This window comes from Burkholderiaceae bacterium (assembly GCA_024235995.1).
GTDB lineage: Bacteria > Pseudomonadota > Gammaproteobacteria > Burkholderiales > Burkholderiaceae_C > Ottowia.
On the sequence record JACKLI010000001.1, the window covers coordinates 2741533 to 2761881 of the forward strand.

The following is a 20349-nucleotide window of genomic DNA, read 5'->3' on the forward strand; positions in this document are numbered from 1 at the left end:
AAATCAGGACTTTTCGCAGCAACGCAGATACGCCTGCGTGGTGGCCGCATAACCCAGCTCCAGCGCGTCGGCCACGAAGGCATGGCCGATGGAAACTTCGGCCAGGCCCGGCACGGCGCGCACGAAGGCCGGCAGGTTGTCCTGGTTCAAATCATGCCCGGCGTTGACGCCCAGGCCGACGTCCAGCGCGGCCTGCGCAGCCGCCGCGTAGCGCTGCAGCTGCGCCGCCTGGTCGTGCGAGCCCCAGGCGGCCGCGTAGGGCTCGGTGTACAGCTCGACGCGGTCGGCACCGACGGCGCGCGCGGCGGCCATCTGCCCGGGGATGGGATCCATGAACAGGCTCACGCGCGCGCCCAGGCCGCGGCACTCGGCAATCAAGGGCCGCAGGCGCTCGGCGTCCTGCGGAAAGCTCCAGCCGTGGTCGCTGGTGAACTGCGCCTCGCTGTCGGGCACGAAGGTGGCCTGATGCGGACGGACGCGGCGGATGAACTCCAGCAGGTTCTGCGTGGGGTTGCCCTCGATGTTGAACTCGGCGCGCGGCCAGCGTTTCATCAACTCGGCCAGCTCATAAACGTCCTGCGGGCGGATGTGGCGCTGGTCGGGCCGCGGGTGCACGGTGATGCCCTGCGCGCCGGCCTGCAGGCACAGCTCGGCGGCGCGGGTGACGCTGGGAATGCCCAGGTGGCGCGTGTTGCGCACCAGGGCAACCTTGTTGACGTTGACGGACAGCTGGACGGTCATGAGAAAGCCACCGGGGATTTCAGGCGCTGCACCTCCAGCATGAGCTGGCGCGTGCGCAAGGTGTTGCCGCCGCAATGGTAGTGCAGCAGCGCGCGCAGTTGCTGGCGCAGGCGAGCCTGCTCGGCGGCGGGCCAGCTGGCCACTGCCTGCAAGGCCGCGGTGAAGGCGGCATGCTCGTCCAGTGCGGCAGACAGGGCGTTCCAGTCCGCGCCAGCCAGCCAGGCCTCGTCGTCGCCGTGCGCGGCGCGCAGGCCCCCTTCCAGCACCAGGCGATACCGCCCATCGTCCTGCAGCGGCGCCAGGGTCAGGGTCTGCACGTCCAGCGCCGGCAGGTGCCCGGTGTGGCGCAGCAGCAGCAGCTCGAAGGCACGCAGGGCCGCCGCGCCCAGGGCCTCGGCCTCGGGCGCGGCCAGCACGTGCACCAGGGCGGCGTAGGCATCGAACAGGCGGGGGTGGTCGTCCTCGCGCGCCAGCAGCTTCATCAGCAACTCGTTGGCGTAGTAGCCCGAGAGCAGCGCGTCGCCGGTGGGCATCACCAGCCCGCCGCCCCACTCCGCGCCCTTGAGCGTGCGGATCTCGCCCTCGCCGCCCCAGGACAGCAGCAGGGGCTGCAGCGGCAGCAGCACCGGACGGAAGTTGGACGAGGGCCGCTTGGCACCCTTGGCCACCAGCGCCATGCGGCCGTGGCTGCGCGTGAACGCCTCCACGATCAGGCTGGACTCGCTCCAGTCGTAGTGGTGCAGGACGTAGGCCGGCTCGTGCAGGACGCGTTTCAAGGCCGCTCCCAGTCGGCCACGCCACCGGGCTCCAGACGAAACAGCGGGTGCAGGCGCGGCGTGTCCACCCCGTCCCAGCGGGCGTGCCAGGCCGGGCTGCGCGCGGCCAGCTTGGCGCGCAGGTGGCGCCATTCGTGGTCGCGCTGCCCCGTCGTGGCAGCGATCAAGGACATTGGCGCAGGCACCGGAGGAACCTTGCTCGCATCGAAACGGTAGCCCCGGCGCTGCGATTCGGCCAGCACCTCGGCCAGATAGGCGTTGACGGCCATCAGCGCGTCGGGCTGCGCGGCAAAGCGTTGCAGCTGGGGATGATGCCTGTAGCCTTGCGTGCGCCCGGCCAGCACGGCCTGCGCCAGCAACGCCTCGCGCCAGAGCGCCACCAGGCCCTGGGGATCGAGATAACCCGGATGCAGCGTCCACAGGCGCATGGGCCGCCCGCGTTATTCGTAGCCAAAGCTGCGCACGCGCGCTTCGTCGTCGGCCCAGCCCGAGCGCACCTTGACCCACAGCTCGATGAACACCTTGCAGTCCATCAGCTTTTCCAGCTCCTGGCGTGCTTCGGTGCCGATGCGCTTGAGGCGTTCGCCCTTCTCGCCGATGATCATGGCCTTGTGGCCGTCGCGCTCGACCACGATGGTGGCGGCGATGCGCACCAGGCGGCCGTGCGCACGGCTTTTTTCCTCGGCAAACTGGTCGATCACCACGGTGGAGGTGTAGGGCAGCTCGTCGCCCGTCAGGCGAAACAGCTTTTCGCGCACCACCTCGCTGGCCAAAAACTTTTCGCTGCGGTCGGTCAGCTCGTCCTCGCCGTACCACCAGGGCTGCTGGGGCAGGTAGGGCGCGCACACCTCCAGCAGCCGGGCCACGTCGCGCGGGTTCTTGGCCGACAGGGGCACGAACTCGGCAAAGGGGTGGCGCTCCTGCATGCCCTTCAGCCAAGGCGCCAGCTCCGCGCGGCGGTGCACGGTGTCCAGCTTGTTGGCCACCAGGAGCGTCGGCGTGCCGGGCTTGAGCAGCGACAGCACCTTGGCGTCACCCAGGGTGAAGTTGCCGGCCTCGACCACGAACAGCACCAGGTCCACGCCGTCGATGGCGCCCAGCACCGTCTTGTTGAGCGACTTGTTGAGCGCGCTGCTGTGGCGGGTTTGAAAGCCGGGCGTGTCGACGAACACGTACTGCGTGCCGCCGCCCTGCGCATCGGCCACGGTGCGGATGCCGGTGATGCGGTGGCGCGTGGTCTGCGCCTTGCGGCTGGTGATGCTGATCTTCTGGCCCACCAGGGCGTTGAGCAGCGTGGACTTGCCCACGTTGGGCCGGCCCACGATGGCGATCAGGCCGCAGCGCTGGGCCGTGGCGGCCTCGGGCGATTTCAAGCCCGATGGGTCTTCGGCGCGCTCGGGATGTGCGCCATCAGCTATTTTTTCAGTAGCAATCATGATGAACGTGTTTCCAGCTGCCGCAGCATGGCTGCTGCCGCGTCCTGCTCGGCGGCGCGGCGCGAGGGGCCCTGGCCCAGGGCCTGCAGATCGAGCTCGGCGATGCGGCACATCACCTCGAAGGTCTGCTGGTGCGCCGCGCCCAGCACCTGGGCCACTTCGTACTGCGGCAAATGCATCTTGCGGCCTTGCAGCCATTCCTGCAAGCTGGTCTTGGCGTCCTTGGCGGCGGCCGACAGGGCCGGCGTGATCTCCACCCGCTCGAACAGGCGGCGGATCAGCGCGTCGGCAGCAAGGTGTCCGCCGTCCAGATAGACGGCGCCGATGATGGCCTCCAGTGCATCGGCCAGGATCGAGGGCCGGCGCTGGCCGCCCGAGCGCATCTCGCCCTCGCCCAGGCGCAGCAGAGGCGGCAGGCCCAGCTCGAGCGCCAGGCGATGCAGGCTGTCCTGGCGCACCAGCTGAGCGCGCAGGCGCGACAGGTCGCCCTCGGCGCCGTCGCCCAGGGCCTCGTACAGCATGTGGGCCACGCCCAGCCCCAGCACCGAGTCGCCCAGGAACTCCAGGCGCTCGTTGTGGTCGGCCGAATGGCTGCGATGCGTCAGCGCGCGCTGCAGCAAGGCCGGGTTGGCGAAGCGATGGTGCAAGCGCTGCTGCAGGGCCTGCAGCTCGGGGGGCAGCGCCGGCCCTGCGGTTTTTTTCTTAGTCGTAACCACCGGCCGAAGAGCCCCGGTATTTGATCAGCAGGTAGGCCGGGCCGAACAAGGGGATTTCCTTGTCGTAGGCAAAGCGCACCACCACCTTGTCGTTCACCTTGGTGACGTCCAGGTCCTTGCCCGTGATGGACGTGATGTAGTCCACCGAGGCCGTGCGGTCGAAGGAGGCCCGCACCGCCGGCACCGTGTCGCCGTCGCCCGCGGCCTTCTTGGCCGCCTTGACGATGGACATGTACTCGCTCGCGGTCGGCACCACCTTGGCGCCGACGATGGCCACGAAGGCCAGCACCACGCCCAGAAACAGCAGGCCGATGAACGAGATGCCGCGCTGCGACGCGGGTGACGTGTGCTTCATGTGTGCTCTCCCCATTATTTGAAGGGCCCGATGCGGCCCAGGTTGCCGAAATTCATCCAGACGAAGAAGGCCTTGCCGACGATGTTGCCGTTGGGCACGAAACCCCAGTAACGCGAGTCGAGCGAATTGTCGCGGTTGTCGCCCATCATGAAGTAGTGCCCCTCCGGCACCTTGCAGGTCACGCCCTCGATGCTGTAGCGGCACTGGTCGCGGTACGGGAACTGGTCCGGGTTGCCGATGAAGGCGGCGCGGCGCGTGTCGACGATGATGTCGTGGTGCACGTCGCCGAGCTGCTCGTTGAACTGCTTGAAGTACTCCATGCTGGACTCGTCGAAGAAGTCCGACACCGCCGCCTGGGGCACTTCCTTGCCGTTGATGGTCAGGCGCTTGTTGAGGTAAGACACCTCGTCGCCCGGCAAGCCGATTACGCGCTTGATGTAGTCCACGCTGGGCTTGGGCGGGTAGCGGAACACCACCACGTCGCCCCGCTGGATGGGGCTGCCCTGCGTCACCTGGGTGTTGACCACCGGCAGGCGCAAGCCGTAGGTGAATTTGTTCACCAGGATCAGGTCGCCCACCAGCAGCGTCGGGATCATCGAGCCGGACGGAATCTTGAACGGCTCGACCACGAAGGAGCGCAGCATGAACACGATCAGGATGACCGGGAACAGCCCCGCCGTCCAGTCCAGCCACCAGGGCTGGGCCAGCAGGCGCTCGCGCGCGCCGTCCAGGTCCTCGTCGTCGACCTTGCTGATGCCCTGCGCCGCCAGCTCGGCGCGCCGGCGCGCGCGCTGCTCGGTCAGCGCCTGGGCGGCGGCGCGGCGGCGCGGCAGAAAGATGAAGCGGTCGGCCAGCCAGTACAGGCCGGTGACGACGGTGGCCAGAAACAGCAGCAGGGCAAAGTTGCCCTCGATCGACCCGGTGTACCAGGCCGCGGCGTAGCCCACGAAGGCAGCCAGAATGATGGCGGTGAGGATGGGCATCATTCCTCCACCTGCAAAATGGCCAGAAATGCCTCTTGGGGCACCTCGACCGAACCGATCTGCTTCATGCGTTTCTTGCCTGCTTTTTGTTTCTCGAGCAACTTGCGCTTGCGCGTGATGTCGCCGCCGTAGCATTTTGCCAGCACGTTCTTGCGCAGCGCCTTGATGTTCTCGCGCGCGATGATGTTGGCGCCAATGGCCGCCTGGATCGCCACGTCGAACTGCTGGCGGCTGATGATCTCGCGCATCTTGGCGGCCACCGCCCGCCCGCGGTACTGCGCCTGGCTGCGGTGCACGATGATGGACAGCGCGTCCACGCGCTCGCCGTTGAGCAGGATGTCGACCTTCACCACGTCGGAGGCGCGGTACTCCTTGAACTCGTAGTCCATCGACGCATAGCCGCGGCTGACGGACTTGAGCTTGTCGAAGAAGTCCAGCACGATCTCGCCCAGCGGCAGCTCGTAGGTCAGCATCACCTGGCGGCCGTGGTACTGCATGTTCAGCTGCACGCCGCGCTTCTGGTTGCACAGCGTCATCACCGGGCCCACGTAGTCCTGCGGCATGAACAGGTGCACGGTGACGATGGGCTCGCGGATTTCCTGGATGCGCGCCTGGTCGGGCATCTTCGCCGGGTTCTCCACCAGGATCACCTCGCCGTCACCCTTCTCCACCTGATAGACCACGCTGGGCGCGGTGGTGATCAGGTCCTGGTCGAACTCGCGCTCCAGGCGCTCCTGCACGATCTCCATGTGCAGCAGGCCCAGAAAGCCGCAGCGAAAGCCGAAGCCCAGCGCCTGGCTGACCTCGGGCTCGAAGCGCAGTGACGAGTCGTTGAGCTGCAATTTTTCCAGGCTGTCGCGCAGCTGGTCGTACTGGTTGGCCTCGGTCGGATACAGGCCGGCAAACACCTGCGGCTGCACCTCCTTGAAGCCGGGCAGCGCCTGGCTTGCCGGGCCCAGGTTGTTGGGCAGCTTCTTGTCGATGGTGATGGTGTCACCTACCTTGGCGGCTTTCAACTCCTTGATGCCGGCAATGATGTAGCCCACCTCGCCGGCCTTGAGCTGCTCGCGCTGCACGTTGGCGGGGGTGAACACGCCCAGTTGGTTGGCCTCGTAGGCGGCGCCGGTGGCCATCATGCGAAAGCGCTCGCCCTTCTTCAGCTCGCCATCGACCACGCGCACCAGCATCACCACGCCCACGTAGGCGTCGAACCAGCTGTCGATGATCATGGCACGCAGCGGCGCATCGGGCTTGCCGCGCGGCGCCGGCACCTTGGCCACGATCTGCTCGAGCACGTCGTCGATGCCCATGCCGGTCTTGGCCGAGATGGCGATCGCCTCGCTGGCGTCGATGCCGATCACATCCTCGATCTCGGCCTTGGCGCCTTCCGGATCGGCCTGCGGCAGATCCATCTTGTTGAGCACCGGCAGCACCTCCACGCCCAGCTCGAGCGCGGTGTAGCAGTTGGCCACCGTCTGCGCCTCCACGCCCTGCGAGGCATCGACCACCAGCAGCGCGCCCTCGCACGCCGACAGCGAGCGCGAGACCTCGTACGAGAAGTCCACGTGGCCCGGCGTGTCGATCAGATTGAGGTTGTAGACCTGCCCGTTGCGCGCCGTGTATTGCAGCGCCGCGGTCTGTGCCTTGATGGTTATCCCCCGCTCCTTCTCGATGTCCATCGAGTCGAGCACCTGCGCCTGCATGTCGCGCTCGGCCAGTCCACCGCAGCGCTGAATCAGGCGGTCGGCCAGCGTCGATTTGCCGTGGTCGATGTGCGCGATGATTGAAAAATTTCTGATGTGATCCATCAACGAACGAGGGCAAGTAATTGATTGCGCTTTGATCGCGCATGAAAAAAGGGCGCGTCCTGAATGTGACGCGCCCTCAACCAACAATCTATGGCAACTGCGATGGTTGGAGCTTCATTGTAGGCAAAAACCGCGGGTGCCAAGATCGAAAATACAAATGGCGAGGGCGTTGCGAGGTCACAACGGAAAATTCATCAACAACTTATCCACAGTTTTCGCATCAAGTGCCGTGAACAAGCTGTGATTTGAACGTGCACACCTTGTGAAAAAGCACGGCGCTTTGCGCATCGTGGGCTCAACCCGCCGTGATATGCCGAAATGCGTAGAACGTCGGGCTCGATTTTACCGAACTTCATCTGAGCGCCCGGCGCTTGATCCACATGGGCCGGCGCCCTTCGAACCCCTTGCCAGCCGCCTGGCCGGCTCGCCGGCCGTGGCAAACCCGTCAAACTCGACTCTTTCCTGGGGTTTTTCGGCGCCGATCCGGCCTCCCTTCAGCGCGCCGCCCGAACCAGCACGAACTGCACCATGTCGCCACGCTGCACCAGCATGTTGACCGGCTTGCCGCGATCGGCCTTGGCCACGGCGGCCTCGAACTCGCGCACATTCGCGACCTCGGTGTTGCCCACGGCCAGGATCACGTCGCCCTCGCGCAGCCCGGCGCGCGCGGCGGCGTCGGCCACCGCCGTCACGCGCACGCCGTGCCTGGCCTTGAGCTCCTTGCGCTGCGCGTCGCTCAGCTCGGCCACCGTCACGCCCAGGGCCTGCACCGTGCCGGCGGCCTTGGCCGGCTCGCTGCCGCGCGCGGCCGGCTTGCCGCCGGCAGCCGCCACCGTATCGGGCTCCAGCTCGGCGATGGTGATGCTCAGGTCGCGGTTCTGGCCACGGCGAAACACCGTCAAGGTGCTGCGCGTGCCCGGCTTGGTGTTGCCCACCAGGCGCGGCAGGTCGCTCGCCTTGTCGATGGTCTTGCCGTCGAAGCGAACGATGATGTCGCCTGCCTCGACCCCGGCCTTCTCGGCGGGCGAACCGCTCTCGACGTTGCGCACCAGCGCCCCCTGCGGCTTGCCCAGGCCGATGGACTCGGCCACCTCGCGCGTGACCTGGTCGATGCGCACGCCGATGCGCCCGCGCGTGACGTGGCCGCTGGCGCGCAGCTGATCGCTCACGCGCATGGCCTCGTCGATGGGAATGGCGAACGAGATGCCCATGAAGCCGCCCGAGCGCGAGTAGATCTGGCTGTTGATGCCCACCACCTCGCCGCGCATGTTGATCAGCGGCCCGCCCGAGTTGCCGGGGTTGACGGCCACGTCGGTCTGGATGAAGGGCAGGTAGTCGCCCGTGTCGCGCTGCTTGGCGCTGACGATGCCGGCGGTGACGGTGTTCTCCAGCCCGAAGGGCGAGCCGATGGCCATCACCCACTCGCCCACGCGCAGGCGGCCCACGTCGCCCACCTTGACGAACGGCAGGCCGGTGGCAGCGATCTTGACCAGCGCCACGTCGGTGCGCTTGTCGGCCCCCACGATGCGGGCCTTGAACTCGCGCTTGTCGGTCAGGGTGACGATGACCTCGTCGGCGCCATCGACCACGTGCGCATTGGTCATGACATAGCCGTCGGCCGACAGGATGAAGCCCGAGCCCACGCCGCGCGGCACCTCTTCGTCGGGCATTTGCGGCGCCGGCCGGTTGGGCCGGCCGGGGCGCGGCAGGTTGGGCATGGGCACGCCGAAGAAGCGCCGGAAGAACTCCTGCATCTCGGGGTCCATCGCCCCGTCCTCGCTGCCCTTGGCGCTCGCCCGCTCCATGGTGCGGATGTTGACCACCGCCGGGCCGACCTGGTCGACCAGGTCGGTGAAGTCCGGCAGGGTGCGCACCACGGGCGCCGGCTGGGCCAACGCGGGCAGCGCGGCGGTCCAGGCGCCAGCGCTCATCAGCAGCGGCACGATCAGGCCCGCGAGCCGGGTTCGACTGGAGACAGCGGTTTTCATCATGTCAATGATCCATTTGCGCATGAAACGCAAAGAGCCAAAGAGCCGCGGAGCAGGCCACGCCAGCGAGCGCCGTGGTCGGGGTTTCCCCGACCAGAGGCGATGCCCCTTGAGGGGGCTGAGGTCTGCGGCTCCAGACCTGCCTGCGCAGGTCTGGACAGACCGAAGGGCCGCCGCCTCTGGCGGCGAGCACCGGGCGCAACAACGCGCAGCGTGTGGAGACTGGGGGTGTTTCATTTGTCATGCCGGAGGTTGTCCAGCAGCGCGGTCAGGGTCTGGCGCGGCACCTCGCCGATCAGGGTGACCCACCAGGGCCCCTGGGCGCCGGGCCAGCGGCGGCTCATGGCATGCGTGGCGCCCAGGCTGGACACCCCGGCATGCACGTGGCGCTTGGCGTCGAACGGCTCAATGAACACCGACACCGTCGCCAGGCCGTCCGAAAACACCCACTGCACGACCGAGCTGGACGCACCCATCGACTGCCGGAAGCACCCCTGCGGCTCGAAACCGGGCACCGGCTGCTCCAGGCGCCAGCCTTCGCGCGCGGCGTCGATGCGCACGCGCTCGATGCGCACGTTGCGCCAGCCCTCGGTGCTGGGCATCGCCAGCTGGGTCTTGACGGCCTGCTGCGGCGGATCGAGCTGCACCTCCGAAAACGCCGACTGCTCCAGCACCTTGCCGGCGGCGTCCAGCGTCTGGGTCTTCAACACCAGGCCCGTGCGGCGCTCGCTCCAGATGCGGTAGCCAAAGCGCCACGGATCGACCGGCTTCAGCACCACGACGTCGGTGACCATGCCGGCCACGCGGTCCTGGCCCGTCTCCTCGGCCGTGTAGTGCTGGGCCGCGGCCTGGTCGGCGCCGGGGCGCAGCAGGTTGGGAAAGCGCCCGCCGGGCGCGCGCTGTTCGGAGCGCAGCACGTGGGCGTCGGGCAGCAGCAGGCTGACCTCGTCGTTGCGCCGGAAGCTCGAGCGCGGCGGGCCGGACAGCGCATCGACCCGCTCGAGCTGCACGTCGCCCTGGCACAGGTGCCAGATGCGCGCGCTGGCCATGGCGCCGTTGGATGCGCTGACCACGTAGGTGCCGACGAAGGACGGCACGCTGGAGCCCTGCTGCAGGCGCACCAGCCATTCGTCCACGCTGCGCTGGGGCGGCCCCACGGGCCGGCCGGAGCCGCCGCCGAACGCGCCTTGCGCGGCGGCCGCGCTCAGCACGCCGCCGGCGCACCACAGCAGCGCCAGCGCGCTCATGCGGCGCATCCAGCCGCGGCGCCACGGCGCGTCGGCCAAGCTTGCCAGGCGCTCGGCGCCCTCCCCGGCCAGCCGGTTCAACGCGCGGACCCTTCGAACGTGGCGGCGCGCAGGAAGCCCGCCGTGTTGCCGAACGCCGACACCCCGGCCGCCTGGCGGTGCGCGGCCAGCAACTGGTCGAGTTCGGGGTCGCGCAGCATCACGGGCGCGGCGGGGGCCGGTGTCGCGGCCGCCAGGCTCTGGTCGGCCACCGGCACCACGGCCGCGGCGGGCACCGCCGGACTCGTGCTCAGGGCCAGCTTCGCCCCGCCCGCCGGCGCCTGCGGGCCGATGCCGCCGAGCACGCCCCAGCCGATGGCCGCCACGGCCGCCAGCGAGGCGAAGCCGGCCGCCATCTTCCAGCGAAACACGCCGTCGTTGGCCGCATCGTGCCGCGTTTCGGCCACCACGCTCACCGCCGGGGCGATGGCCAGCCCTTGCGGCGCCTCCTGCGGCGGCAGGTGCTGGCGCAGGCGCGCCACGAAGGCCGCGTCGCCCCGCCCGTCGCCCAAGTCGGGCGCGCGCAGCACGTCGCCGATCAGGTGGTACAGGTGCCAGCTCTCGCGGGCCTGCACGTCGTCGGCCGACGCCAGCACGGCCGCGGCCTGCGCGGGCGTCAGCTCGCCATCCATCAGGGCAGAAATCTGTTCACGATCGCAGTTCATGACGACACACCTCCAGCGTCACCAGCGTTTGCCGGACTGGTGACTGAGCAAGGGTTTGACCTTGGCCGAGATCGCCTCACGCGCCCGGAAGATCCGGCTGCGTACGGTTCCGATGGGACAGTTCATGGTCTCGGCAATCTCTTCGTAACTCAGGCCTTCGATCTCGCGCAAGGTGATGGCCTGGCGCAAATCCTCGGGCAGGGCTTCCATGGCGGCATTCACGGCGGCGGCGATTTCCCGGGCCGCCAGCTCGGATTCCGGCGTGGACTCGGAAATTAGTTCGTTCTCGCGGCGCGAAGTTTCATCGTCGTCGTCGACCGAACGCAGCGCCGCCTCGGTGACGATCGGGTCGCGCTTGAGCTCCAGCAGCGCCTTCTTGGCGGTGTTGACGGCGATCCGGTACAGCCAGGTGTAGAACTGCGCGTCGCCCCGAAACTTCGGCAGCGCCCGCCAGGCGCGGATGAAGGTCTCCTGCGCGATGTCGTCCACCAGGTCGACGTCGCGCACCAGGCGCCCGATCAGGCGCGTGATCCGGCGCTGGTACTTGATGACCAGCAACTCGTAGGCCCGGGCGTCGCCCGCGGCGGCGCGCTGCACCAGCAGCGCTTCGTTTTCGGGGGGTGGAGTGGAGGATGACACCGACACGGTCGGCCCGCAGCCCGGCGCTACAAGCGCTCAGGCCCGCGCGCCCTCCCCCAGATCGGCGGCCGAGGCCGGTGCCGGCGTGCCAGCATGCACGGCGCAGCGCAGCAGGTGCCAGCCGGCCGCATCGCGTCCGGCCTGCGCCCACAGCCAGCGGCCGCGCCCCAGCTCAGGGCCGCTCGCGCGCAACAGCAGGGCCCATTGCAGGTCCAGGCGCACCTCCACCCGCTGAACGGCGAGGTCGCCCCATGCATCCGCGGCGCCGGGGTCCAGCCGCCACTGCGCGCCGTCCCAGCTCAAGCGCCGCGGGCGCTGGGTCCGCCACCAGCGGGCCAAGGCGGCGCCCGCCAGCAGCGGCGCGCCCAGCAGCGCGGCCGCCTGCCAGCCCGGGGCGGCCAGGCTCGGCTGCAGCATCAGCGCTACCACCTCGGCCGCCAAGCCCAGGGCCCACAGGCCCAGCAGCAGGGCTGCCAGCTGCGGTGTGCGACCGGTGGGATGGGTGACGGCAGGGGCAGCGTGCATGAGGTTCGCCGCGCAGGCAGCGCCAGGCCAGCGCCGCCCACGCCGTCAGATGCGCTGGAACACCAGGCTTCCGTTGGTGCCGCCGAAGCCGAAGTTGTTTTTCAGCGCCACGTCGATCTTCAGGTCGCGCGCCGTGTTGGCGCAGTAGTCCAGGTCGCACTCGGGGTCCTGGCTGAAGATGTTGATGGTGGGCGGGCTCTTCTGGTGGTGAATGGCCAGCACGGTGAACACGCTCTCGATGCCGCCGGCGCCGCCCAGCAGGTGGCCGGTCATCGACTTGGTGGAGTTGACCACCACACGGCGCGCCGCGTCGCCCAGCGCCGCCTTGATGGCGTTGGTCTCGTTGACGTCGCCCAGCGGGGTGCTGGTGCCGTGGGCGTTGAGGTAGTTCACCTGGTCGGCGTTGACGCCGGCGTCGCGCAGGGCATTGACCATGGAGCGGCGCGGCCCGTCCACGTCGGGCGCGGTCATGTGGTAGGCGTCGCCGCTCATGCCGAAGCCGATCAGCTCGGCGTAGATGCGCGCGCCGCGGGCCCTGGCGTGCTCGTATTCCTCGAGCACCACCACGCCCGCGCCCTCGCCCAGCACGAAGCCGTCGCGGTCCTTGTCCCAGGGGCGCGAGGCCGTCTTGGGGTCGTCGTTGCGGGTGGACAGCGCGCGCGCCGCGGCAAAGCCGCCCACGCCCAGCGGCGAGACGGTGGATTCGGCCCCGCCGGCCACCATGGCGTCGGCATCGCCGTACTGGATCATGCGCGCCGACAGGCCGATGGCGTGCAGGCCCGTGGTGCAGGCCGTCACGGTGGCGATGTTGGGGCCCTTGAAGCCGAAGCGGATCGACGCGTGGCCCGAGATCATGTTGATGATCGAGGCCGGCACGAAGAAGGGCGAGATGCGGCGCGGACCGCGGGCCGCGTATTCGCCCGCCGTCGCCTCGATCAAGGGCAAGCCGCCGATGCCCGAGCCGATGTTGCAGCCGATGCGCTCGGCCTGCTCGGGCCTGAGGGCATCGCCCGTGGGCAGGCCCGAATCGGCCACCGCCTGCGCCGCGGCGGCCAGGCCCAGGTGGATGAAGCGGTCCATGTGGCGGGCTTCTTTTTCAGGGATGTAGTCCCCGACCTTGAAGTCCTTGACCTCGCCCGCGAAGCGGCAGGCAAACGCCGCAGCGTCGAACTGCGTGATCGCGTCGATGCCCGAACGCCCGGCCAGCAGGCTGGCCCAGGATTCGGCCACCGTGTTGCCCACGGGGCTGACGCAACCCAATCCGGTGACGACGACTCGGCGCCGGCTCATGGGCGATCAGGCTTTCTTGCTGTTGGCGTAATCGATCGCGGCCTGCACCGTGGTGATCTTCTCGGCGTCCTCGTCGGGAATCTCGATGCCGAATTCGTCCTCCAGCGCCATCACCAATTCGACGGTGTCGAGCGAGTCGGCGCCCAAGTCGGCCACGAAGGCCTTCTCGTTGGTCACCTGGGACTCTTCCACGCCGAGCTGCTCGGCGATGATTTTCTTGACACGTGCTTCGATATCGCTCATGGGTTCCCTCTGAGGGTTGTAAAAGATGCGGATTTTACCCGGGCTTGCGCCCGAAACGGCCGGTTGTACCGGATGAAGAAAAGGGCTGGCCTGGGTTGATGCTCACGCCATGAACATGCCGCCGTTGACGTGCAGCTCCTGCCCCGTCACGTAGCCGGCGTCGGGGCTGGCCAGGTAGGCCACGGCGTGCGCGATGTCGGCCGGCTGGCCCAGGCGGCCCAGCGGGATCGTCGTCGTCAGCGCCGTCTTCTGCTCGTCGGACAGCGCCGCCGTCATGTCGGTGGCGATGAAGCCCGGCGCCACGCAGTTGACGGTGATGCCGCGGCTGCCCAGCTCGCGCGCCAGCGCCCGCGTCATGCCCGCCACGCCGGCCTTGGCCGCCGCGTAGTTGGCCTGCCCCGGGTTGCCCGATGCGCCGACCACGCTGGTGATGTTGACGATGCGGCCGTAGCGCTGCTTCATCATCGGGCGCATGACGGCGCGCGAGAGGCGGAACACCGCCTTCAGGTTGGTGTCGATCACCGCGTCCCAGTCCTCGTCCTTCAGGCGCATGGCCAGCATGTCGCGCGTGATGCCGGCGTTGTTGACCAGCACGTGCAGCGCGCCGTGGTCCTTGACGATGCCGTCGATCAGGGCCTCGGCGGCGCCCAGGTCGTTCACGTTCAGCGCCGCGCCGCGGCAGCCGGGGTAAGCGGCCAGCGCCGCGCCGATGCGCGCCGCGCCCTCGTCGGTGGTGGCGGTGCCGATCACCTTCAGGCCGCGCGCGGCCAATTCTTGCGCCACGGCGGCACCGATGCCGCGCGAGGCGCCGGTCACCAGGGCCACCTGGCCGGCCATGGGGGTCGTGTCTGCCATGTCGATGGTTCTCCTTCAGGCCAGAAGCGTCTTGACTTCGGCCAGCGTCGCCGGATCGTACAGGCTGGCGCCCACCAGTTCGGCGTCGATGCGCTTGGTCATGCCGGCCAGCACCTTGCCGGGGCCGCATTCGACGACGTGGGTGATGCCGCGCGCCTTGATGGCCTGCACGCACTCGACCCAGCGCACGGGGGCGGCGGCCTGGCGCACCAGCGCGTCGCGGATGCGGGCCGGGTCATTTTCCACCGCCACGTCCACGTTGTTGATGACCGGCATGCTCGGCGCGGCCAGCTCGATCTTTTCCAGCGCGGCCTTCAGCTGCTCGGCCGCCGGCTTCATCAGGCTGGAGTGGAACGGCGCCGACACCGGCAGCGGCAGCGCGCGCTTGGCGCCCAGGCCCTTGAGCACTTCGCAGGCCTTGTCCACGGCGGCCTTGCTGCCAGCGATCACGGTCTGCACCGGGTCGTTGAAGTTGACGGCCTCCACCACTTCGGCACTGTTTTGCCCCATGGCCTGCGTCACATCCGCGCAACCAGCTATCACTTTAGAAGCATCGAGACCCAGGATGGCGGCCATGGCCCCCGTGCCCACCGGCACCGCCTGCTGCATGGCGGCGGCGCGCAGGCGCACCAGGGGCACTGCCTGCGCCAGGCTCAGCACCTCGGCGGCGACCAGGGCCGAATACTCGCCCAGCGAATGCCCGGCCACGGCCGCCGGCAGCGCCCCGCCCTCGGCGCGCCAGGCGCGCCAGCAGGCCACGCCGGCCACCAGCATCACCGGCTGGGTGTTGGTGGTGAGCGCCAGCGCCTCCTTGGGGCCGGCGGCGATCAGCGCGCCCACGTCCTCGCCCAGCGCGCTGGAAGCCTCAGCCAGCGTCTGGCGCACGGCGGGGTGGTCGCCCCAGGCGTCCAGCATGCCCACGGACTGCGAGCCCTGGCCGGGGAAGACAAAAGCAAAGGAAGTCATGGCTTCGGATACCAAATATGAATCAAACAGGGCTTCAGCCCGCATCGATCAAGCGCAGTCAGCTACATTTTAAGGAGTACTGCACCCCAGGTGAAGCCGCCGCCTACGCCCTCCAGCAGCACCGTCTGGCCCGGCTTGACCTGGCCGGCGCGCACGCCGTGGTCCAGCGCCAGCGGGATCGAGGCGGCCGAGGTGTTGCCGTGCTCGTGCACCGTCACCACCACCTTCTCGGGCGGCAGGTGCAATTTCTTGGCCGTGCCCAGCATGATGCGGATGTTGGCCTGGTGCGGAATCAGCCAGTCGATGTCGCTCGCCTGCACGCCGGCCTTGTCCAGCACCGCGCGCGCGGCCTTGTCCAGCACGCCCACGGCCAGCTTGAACACCGCCTGCCCGTCCATCTTGAGCAGCGGATCGCCCAGCACCTGCCCGCCCGACACATGGCCGGGCACGCACAGGATGCCCACGTGCTTGCCGTCGGCGTGCAGGTCGGTGGCCAGGATGCCGGGCGCGTCGCTGGCCTCCAGCACCACGGCGCCGGCGCCGTCGCCGAACAGCACGCAGGTGCCGCGGTCGTTGAAGTCGAGCAGGCGCGAGAACACCTCGGCGCCGATCACCAGCGCGCGCGTGGCGGTGCCGTTGGCGATCATCGCGTCGGCCACCGTCAGCGCGTAGATGAAGCCGCTGCACACCGCCTGCACGTCGAACACCGGGCAGCCGGCGATGCCCAACTTGTGCTGCACGATGGCGGCGGTGGACGGAAACACCATGTCCGGCGTGGACGTGGCGACGATGATGAGGTCGATGTCCGACGCCTGGCGGCCCGCCGCCTGCAGCGCGGCCTGCGCGGCCGGCACGGCCAAGTCGCTGGCGCCCTCGCCGGGCGCGGCAAAGTGGCGGGCGTGGATGCCGGTGCGCTCGACGATCCATTCGTCGGAGGTCTCGACGCCACGCTGGGCCAGCTCGGCCACCAGATCGTCGTTGGTCACGCGGCGCGCGGGCAGGTGGCTGCCGGTGCCCGTGATGCGGGAAAAGCGTCGCGTCATCGGTCTTGCTTGAAATCTTGATCAGGCCCCGGCGCCAGCGGCCCGGGGTTGCAGCAGGGGCAGCGCATGGGCGATGCGGCCCTGCACGCGCTCCAGCAACTGGTTGCGCGCTGCATCATACGCGCGGGCCATGGCCTGCTCGAAGGCCAGCGCGTCGGCCGAGCCGTGGCTCTTGAACACCAGCCCGCGCAGGCCCAGCAGGGCCGCGCCGTTGTAGCGGCGGTGGTCCATGCGGCGCTTGAGCGCGCGCAGCACCGGGTAGGCCACCAGGGCGGAGGCCTTGGTCAGGAGGTTGCGCGAGAACTCCTCCTTCATGAAGCCGCCAATCATCGAGGCCAGGCCCTCGATGGTCTTGAGCGCCACGTTGCCGACAAAGCCATCGCACACCACGATGTCGGCCGTGCCCTTGAAGATGTCGTTGCCCTCGACGTTGCCGACGAAATTCAGGTCGCCCGTGGTGGCGGCGGCGCGCAGCAGCTCGCCGGCGCGCTTGATCTCCTCGCTGCCCTTGATGGCCTCCTCGCCGATGTTGAGCAGGCCCACCGTGGGCTGCGGATCGTTGTTGAGCACCGACACCAGGGCCGAGCCCATGACGGCGAACTGCAGCAGGTGCTCGGCCGTGCAGTCCACGTTGGCGCCCAGGTCCAGCACGGTGGTGGCGCCGCCCTTGGCGTTGGGAATCTGGGTGGCGATGGCGGGCCGGTCGATGCCGTCCAGCGTCTTGAGCAGGTAGCGCGCGATGGCCATCAGCGCGCCGGTGTTGCCGGCCGACACCGCCGCCTGCGCCACGCCGTCCTTGACCTGCTGGATCGCCACGCGGGTGGACGAGTCCTTCTTCTTGCGCAGCGCCACCTCGATGGCGTCGTCCATGCCCACCACCTCGCTGGCGGCGACCACGCTGGCGCGCTCGTGGCGAAAGGCGCCCAGGGCCTCGGGCTGGCCGACCAGCAGCACGCGGGCGTCGGCATGGCGATCGAGAAACTGGCGGCAGGCTGGCAGGGTGACCTGGGGCCCATGGTCACCGCCCATGCAATCGACAGCCAGAACGATCATGCAAGCTCCCGCGAATGCCTGCGCGGGCACCCGCTGATTCGGTCAGGAAATATGCGCCACCAACGACACAGGCCCGAGGCTACAGGTGTAGCACCGGGCCTGGAAAGTATAGAAGGCCAGGCCGCCGGCCCGCGAGCCGGCGGCCCGATCAGCCGGTCAGGCTTCGGCCTTGGGCTTGATCACCTGGCGGCCACGGTAGTAGCCGTTGGGGCTGATGTGGTGGCGCAGGTGCGTCTCGCCCGTGGTGGGCTCCAGCGCGATGCCGGGCACGGCCAGCGCGTTGTGCGAACGGTGCATGCCGCGCTTGGACGGCGACTTCTTGTTTTGCTGAACAGCCATGATGGCTCCTTCTTCGTTGGCGGGATCCGCGCACGCAAGTCAGATGCCGACCCGCCGCCCGAAGACCCATGAATGGTTGAATGCATCGCGCGCCGCAGGCATTTCACCCGCACGCATTGCGCGAAAAGCCTTTGATTATAGTGCGAAATTGAGAGCGCGCCAAGCCATGTCAGCGCAGCAGCGCCTGCGTGGCAGCGTAGAGGCGGTCGGAGCCGAAACGCGGGTTGTTCGGATCGAAGGCGAACGGGTTGGCCGGCGCCTCGCCGGGCGCCACGGGGTGCAGGAAGAAGGACAGCGTGCGCGCGCCGTGGCGGCGGTGCTCCTCGAACACGGCGCCCAGCTCGGCGGCGCTCAGGCCCCGCAGGGGGTGGAACTCGGTCACGCTGTAGCCGGGCTGGCGCGAGCGCGCCAGCCAGTCGAAGAAGCTGGCGTCGTCGGTGGCCTCGCCGTACAGGTTGATGCCCAGCTGCACCTGGCCGAAGGGCAGCAGGGACTGGCCGGCGGCAAAGCGGCTGGCGTCCCAGCCGGCCTTCTCGGCCGGGTAGATCTGCTGCGTGCGCCGCGGCACGTCGGCCAGGCAGGTGGCCGCCAGCAGGCGGTCGAAATGCTCCAGGTAGCGCACCACCTGGCGGGCGCGAAAGTCGTCCCACAGCGGCACCAGCGGGTTGTAGAACAGCGCGCGCTCGTCGGCCGGCGCGTCGATCCAGAACGCCACGCGCGGGTCGGCCGGGCGCATCGGCGGCAGGTCCATGCGCATGGGCAGAGCCACGGGCGGGCGCTGCTCGCGCCCCATGACGTTGATGTGGCGCGTGCCCAGGTGCTGTAGGCCGCCGCCCGCGCCTTCCAGCGCCACGTCCAGCCGGTGGCGGCCCGGCGGCAGCTCGGCAAAGCGCAGGTCGTAACGCCAGCCCAGCCGAGACGTGCCCAGGTCGGGGCGCGCCTGCGCTACGTCCTGCCGTTCGAAACGTGCCGCCGCGCGGCCCACCCACTGGCCGTCCAGGTAGATACGCACCCAGGACGAGCGCCCCGGCGGCTGCGCGCCGTCGTGCACCCAGCCGCTCACGGCCACGCGGCCGGCGGCGGCGTCGTCGATGTGCTGCCAGAAGTTGTCCAGCCGCTCGCGGCGGATGTCGCGCGAAGGCGGCTGCACCGCGTCGAAGCTGGCAAACGAGGAGCCCAGGTAGCGATTGAGCGCCGCCACCGTGCCGAAGCGCTGGCGCAGCGCGGCGGCAAAGCCGGCGCGCGAGGTGGGCGAATAGTCGGTGACGACGTAGGGCTGGTCGGTGCCCATGCCGGTCTCGAAGGCGGGATACAGCTGATGCGTCTCGCCCAGCAGGTTGATGCCCGCCAGGCGCTGGCGCGTGGCCGCGGGCAGGCGACACAGCGCGCCGCTGACCGCGCGCATGGCCTCGTCGCGCCGCCGGGTGATGCCGTTGTCCAGCCGCGCCACGCTCCAGGGGTACATGGGCAGGCCCATGTAGCGGTCCACCGGCAGCGGGCCTTGCGGGGTTTGCGCCAGGTTGGCCGGGTCGCCGGCCAGCACCGGCTCGATCGGCGCGCCCTCCGAGAAGTGCGACGAAAAGAGGTACAGCACCACCGGCCGGTCGACGCCCTGCACCGTGCGCGCCACGCGCTGCACGGCTTCGTCGTCGATGCGCCAGCCGCCCGCCACGGCCGCGTCGGGGCGAAACAGGTTGAGCAGCGGCACCACCAGGGTGTAGCCCACCTGCAGGCGCCCGTCGGGGCTCTGGCGCGGCCCCAGCGCCGACAGGATGGACTCCACCTGCCCGGCGGCCGAGCCCTGGGCACCGGCGCAGGCGGCGTCGGGCAGCGGCGCGCCGGGGGTGGGCGCGGCCACGTCCAGGCAGGGATTGAGGCCGCCGATGGCGGGCGCCAGCAGCAGGGGCTGGCGCCCGCCCTGCCACAGCGCCACGGTCAGCGCGGCCAGCGCCAGCACGATGGCGCCGGCCAGCAGCACGCACAGCGCGCCGATCAGGCGCCCTCGGCCGGCCGGCGGCGCCGCGGGATCGAGCTCAGGCATGCGTGCTCAGCGCGCCCACTCGCGAAAGGTCTTGCGGAACTTGGCCACCTTGGGCGCCGCCACCGCCATGCAGTAGCCCTGCTCGGGGTTGCGCTCGAAGAAGTCCTGGTGGTAGTCCTCGGCCGGCCAATAGTGGGCCAGCGGCTGCACCTGGGTGACGATGGGGCGCGCGTACAGCTTCTCGCGCGCCATCTCCTCGATCATGCCCTCGGCCAGGGCCTGCTGCGCGGGCGTCGAAAAATAGATGCCGCTGCGGTACTGCGTGCCGCGGTCGTTGCCCTGCCCGTCCACCTGCGTCGGATCGTGCACCAGAAAGAAGATTTCCAGCACCTGGCGCAGGCCGATCTGCGCCGAATCGAAGGTCAGCTTGATCACCTCGGCGCAGCCGGTGCGGCCGGTGCAGACCTCCTCGTAGGTCGGGCGCTCGGCCTGGCCGTTGCTGTAGCCGGACTCGATGTCCAGCACCCCGCGCACTTCCTTGAACACCGCCTCGGTGCACCAGAAGCAGCCGCCGGCCAGCACGATGGTTTCGCTTGCACTCATCTCCAACTCCAATCGATCGGGTCACCGCCGATCATGCCACCGGGCGGCTTCCTCGGCA

General features: G+C 69.3%; 21 protein-coding genes. All 21 read right to left on the reverse strand.

Annotated elements, in window-relative coordinates:
* Positions 1-3 precede the first annotated feature (3 nt).
* Positions 4-741, reverse strand: a complete 738-nt coding sequence (locus tag H6927_13135; GenBank protein ID MCP5219040.1) for a pyridoxine 5'-phosphate synthase — start codon at positions 739-741, stop codon at positions 4-6.
* Positions 738-1649 (reverse strand): DNA repair protein RecO, encoded by a 912-nt coding sequence (locus H6927_13140; GenBank protein ID MCP5219041.1) that lies wholly within the window; start codon positions 1647-1649, stop codon positions 738-740. The genes H6927_13135 and H6927_13140 overlap by 4 nt, the downstream gene beginning before the upstream one ends.
* Positions 1650-1957: 308 nt before the next feature.
* Positions 1958-2953, reverse strand: coding sequence for a GTPase Era (era, locus tag H6927_13145; protein ID MCP5219042.1), 996 nt, complete (start codon positions 2951-2953; stop codon positions 1958-1960).
* Complete coding sequence (rnc, locus tag H6927_13150) at positions 2950-3633, reverse strand: ribonuclease III (GenBank protein ID MCP5219043.1); 684 nt, start codon at positions 3631-3633, stop codon at positions 2950-2952. The genes era and rnc overlap by 4 nt, the downstream gene beginning before the upstream one ends.
* 22 nt (positions 3634-3655) lie before the next feature.
* Positions 3656-4024 (reverse strand): DUF4845 domain-containing protein, encoded by a 369-nt coding sequence (locus H6927_13155; GenBank protein MCP5219044.1) that lies wholly within the window; start codon positions 4022-4024, stop codon positions 3656-3658.
* A 14-nt stretch (positions 4025-4038) separates the two neighbouring features.
* Positions 4039-5007, reverse strand: a complete 969-nt coding sequence (gene lepB / locus H6927_13160; GenBank protein MCP5219045.1) for a signal peptidase I — start codon at positions 5005-5007, stop codon at positions 4039-4041.
* Entirely contained in the window at positions 5007-6815 is a 1809-nt protein-coding gene (gene lepA, locus H6927_13165) for an elongation factor 4 (protein ID MCP5219046.1), read from the reverse strand. The genes lepB and lepA overlap by 1 nt, the downstream gene beginning before the upstream one ends.
* Positions 6816-7309: 494 nt before the next feature.
* Positions 7310-8827 carry a DegQ family serine endoprotease gene (locus H6927_13170; GenBank protein MCP5219047.1) on the reverse strand — a complete coding sequence of 506 codons (1518 nt, stop codon included), beginning with the start codon at positions 8825-8827 and terminating at the stop codon, positions 7310-7312.
* Positions 8828-9036: 209 nt separating this feature from the next.
* A complete protein-coding gene (locus H6927_13175; protein MCP5219048.1) occupies positions 9037-10089 on the reverse strand; it encodes a MucB/RseB C-terminal domain-containing protein in 1053 nt (350 codons plus the stop codon).
* Between the two features lie 38 nt (positions 10090-10127).
* Entirely contained in the window at positions 10128-10754 is a 627-nt protein-coding gene (locus H6927_13180) for a sigma-E factor negative regulatory protein (GenBank protein ID MCP5219049.1), read from the reverse strand.
* Positions 10755-10772: 18 nt separating this feature from the next.
* The gene (gene rpoE, locus H6927_13185; protein ID MCP5219050.1) at positions 10773-11399 is read right to left on the reverse strand and encodes an RNA polymerase sigma factor RpoE; all 627 of its coding nucleotides are present in this window, start codon (positions 11397-11399) and stop codon (positions 10773-10775) included.
* Positions 11400-11429: 30 nt separating this feature from the next.
* Positions 11430-11918, reverse strand: a complete 489-nt coding sequence (locus H6927_13190; protein MCP5219051.1) for a hypothetical protein — start codon at positions 11916-11918, stop codon at positions 11430-11432.
* 45 nt (positions 11919-11963) lie between these two features.
* Positions 11964-13208 (reverse strand): beta-ketoacyl-ACP synthase II, encoded by a 1245-nt coding sequence (gene fabF / locus H6927_13195; protein MCP5219052.1) that lies wholly within the window; start codon positions 13206-13208, stop codon positions 11964-11966.
* A gap of 6 nt (positions 13209-13214) precedes the next feature.
* On the reverse strand, positions 13215-13451 hold the full coding sequence (gene acpP, locus H6927_13200; protein MCP5219053.1) for an acyl carrier protein: 237 nt from the start codon (positions 13449-13451) through the stop codon (positions 13215-13217).
* A 102-nt stretch (positions 13452-13553) separates the two neighbouring features.
* Positions 13554-14306, reverse strand: a complete 753-nt coding sequence (gene fabG, locus H6927_13205; GenBank protein ID MCP5219054.1) for a 3-oxoacyl-ACP reductase FabG — start codon at positions 14304-14306, stop codon at positions 13554-13556.
* Positions 14307-14321: 15 nt separating this feature from the next.
* Complete coding sequence (gene fabD / locus H6927_13210; GenBank protein ID MCP5219055.1) at positions 14322-15272, reverse strand: ACP S-malonyltransferase; 951 nt, start codon at positions 15270-15272, stop codon at positions 14322-14324.
* A gap of 62 nt (positions 15273-15334) precedes the next feature.
* Positions 15335-16315: a ketoacyl-ACP synthase III gene (locus H6927_13215; protein MCP5219056.1), complete on the reverse strand. Its 981-nt coding sequence runs from the start codon at positions 16313-16315 to the stop codon at positions 15335-15337.
* Between the two features lie 21 nt (positions 16316-16336).
* Positions 16337-17368, reverse strand: coding sequence for a phosphate acyltransferase PlsX (gene plsX, locus H6927_13220; protein ID MCP5219057.1), 1032 nt, complete (start codon positions 17366-17368; stop codon positions 16337-16339).
* Positions 17369-17524: 156 nt separating this feature from the next.
* Complete coding sequence (gene rpmF, locus H6927_13225) at positions 17525-17707, reverse strand: 50S ribosomal protein L32 (protein MCP5219058.1); 183 nt, start codon at positions 17705-17707, stop codon at positions 17525-17527.
* A gap of 169 nt (positions 17708-17876) precedes the next feature.
* On the reverse strand, positions 17877-19748 hold the full coding sequence (locus H6927_13230) for a hypothetical protein (protein MCP5219059.1): 1872 nt from the start codon (positions 19746-19748) through the stop codon (positions 17877-17879).
* A gap of 6 nt (positions 19749-19754) precedes the next feature.
* A complete protein-coding gene (gene msrA / locus H6927_13235; GenBank protein ID MCP5219060.1) occupies positions 19755-20291 on the reverse strand; it encodes a peptide-methionine (S)-S-oxide reductase MsrA in 537 nt (178 codons plus the stop codon).
* Between the last annotated feature and the right edge of the window lie 58 nt (positions 20292-20349).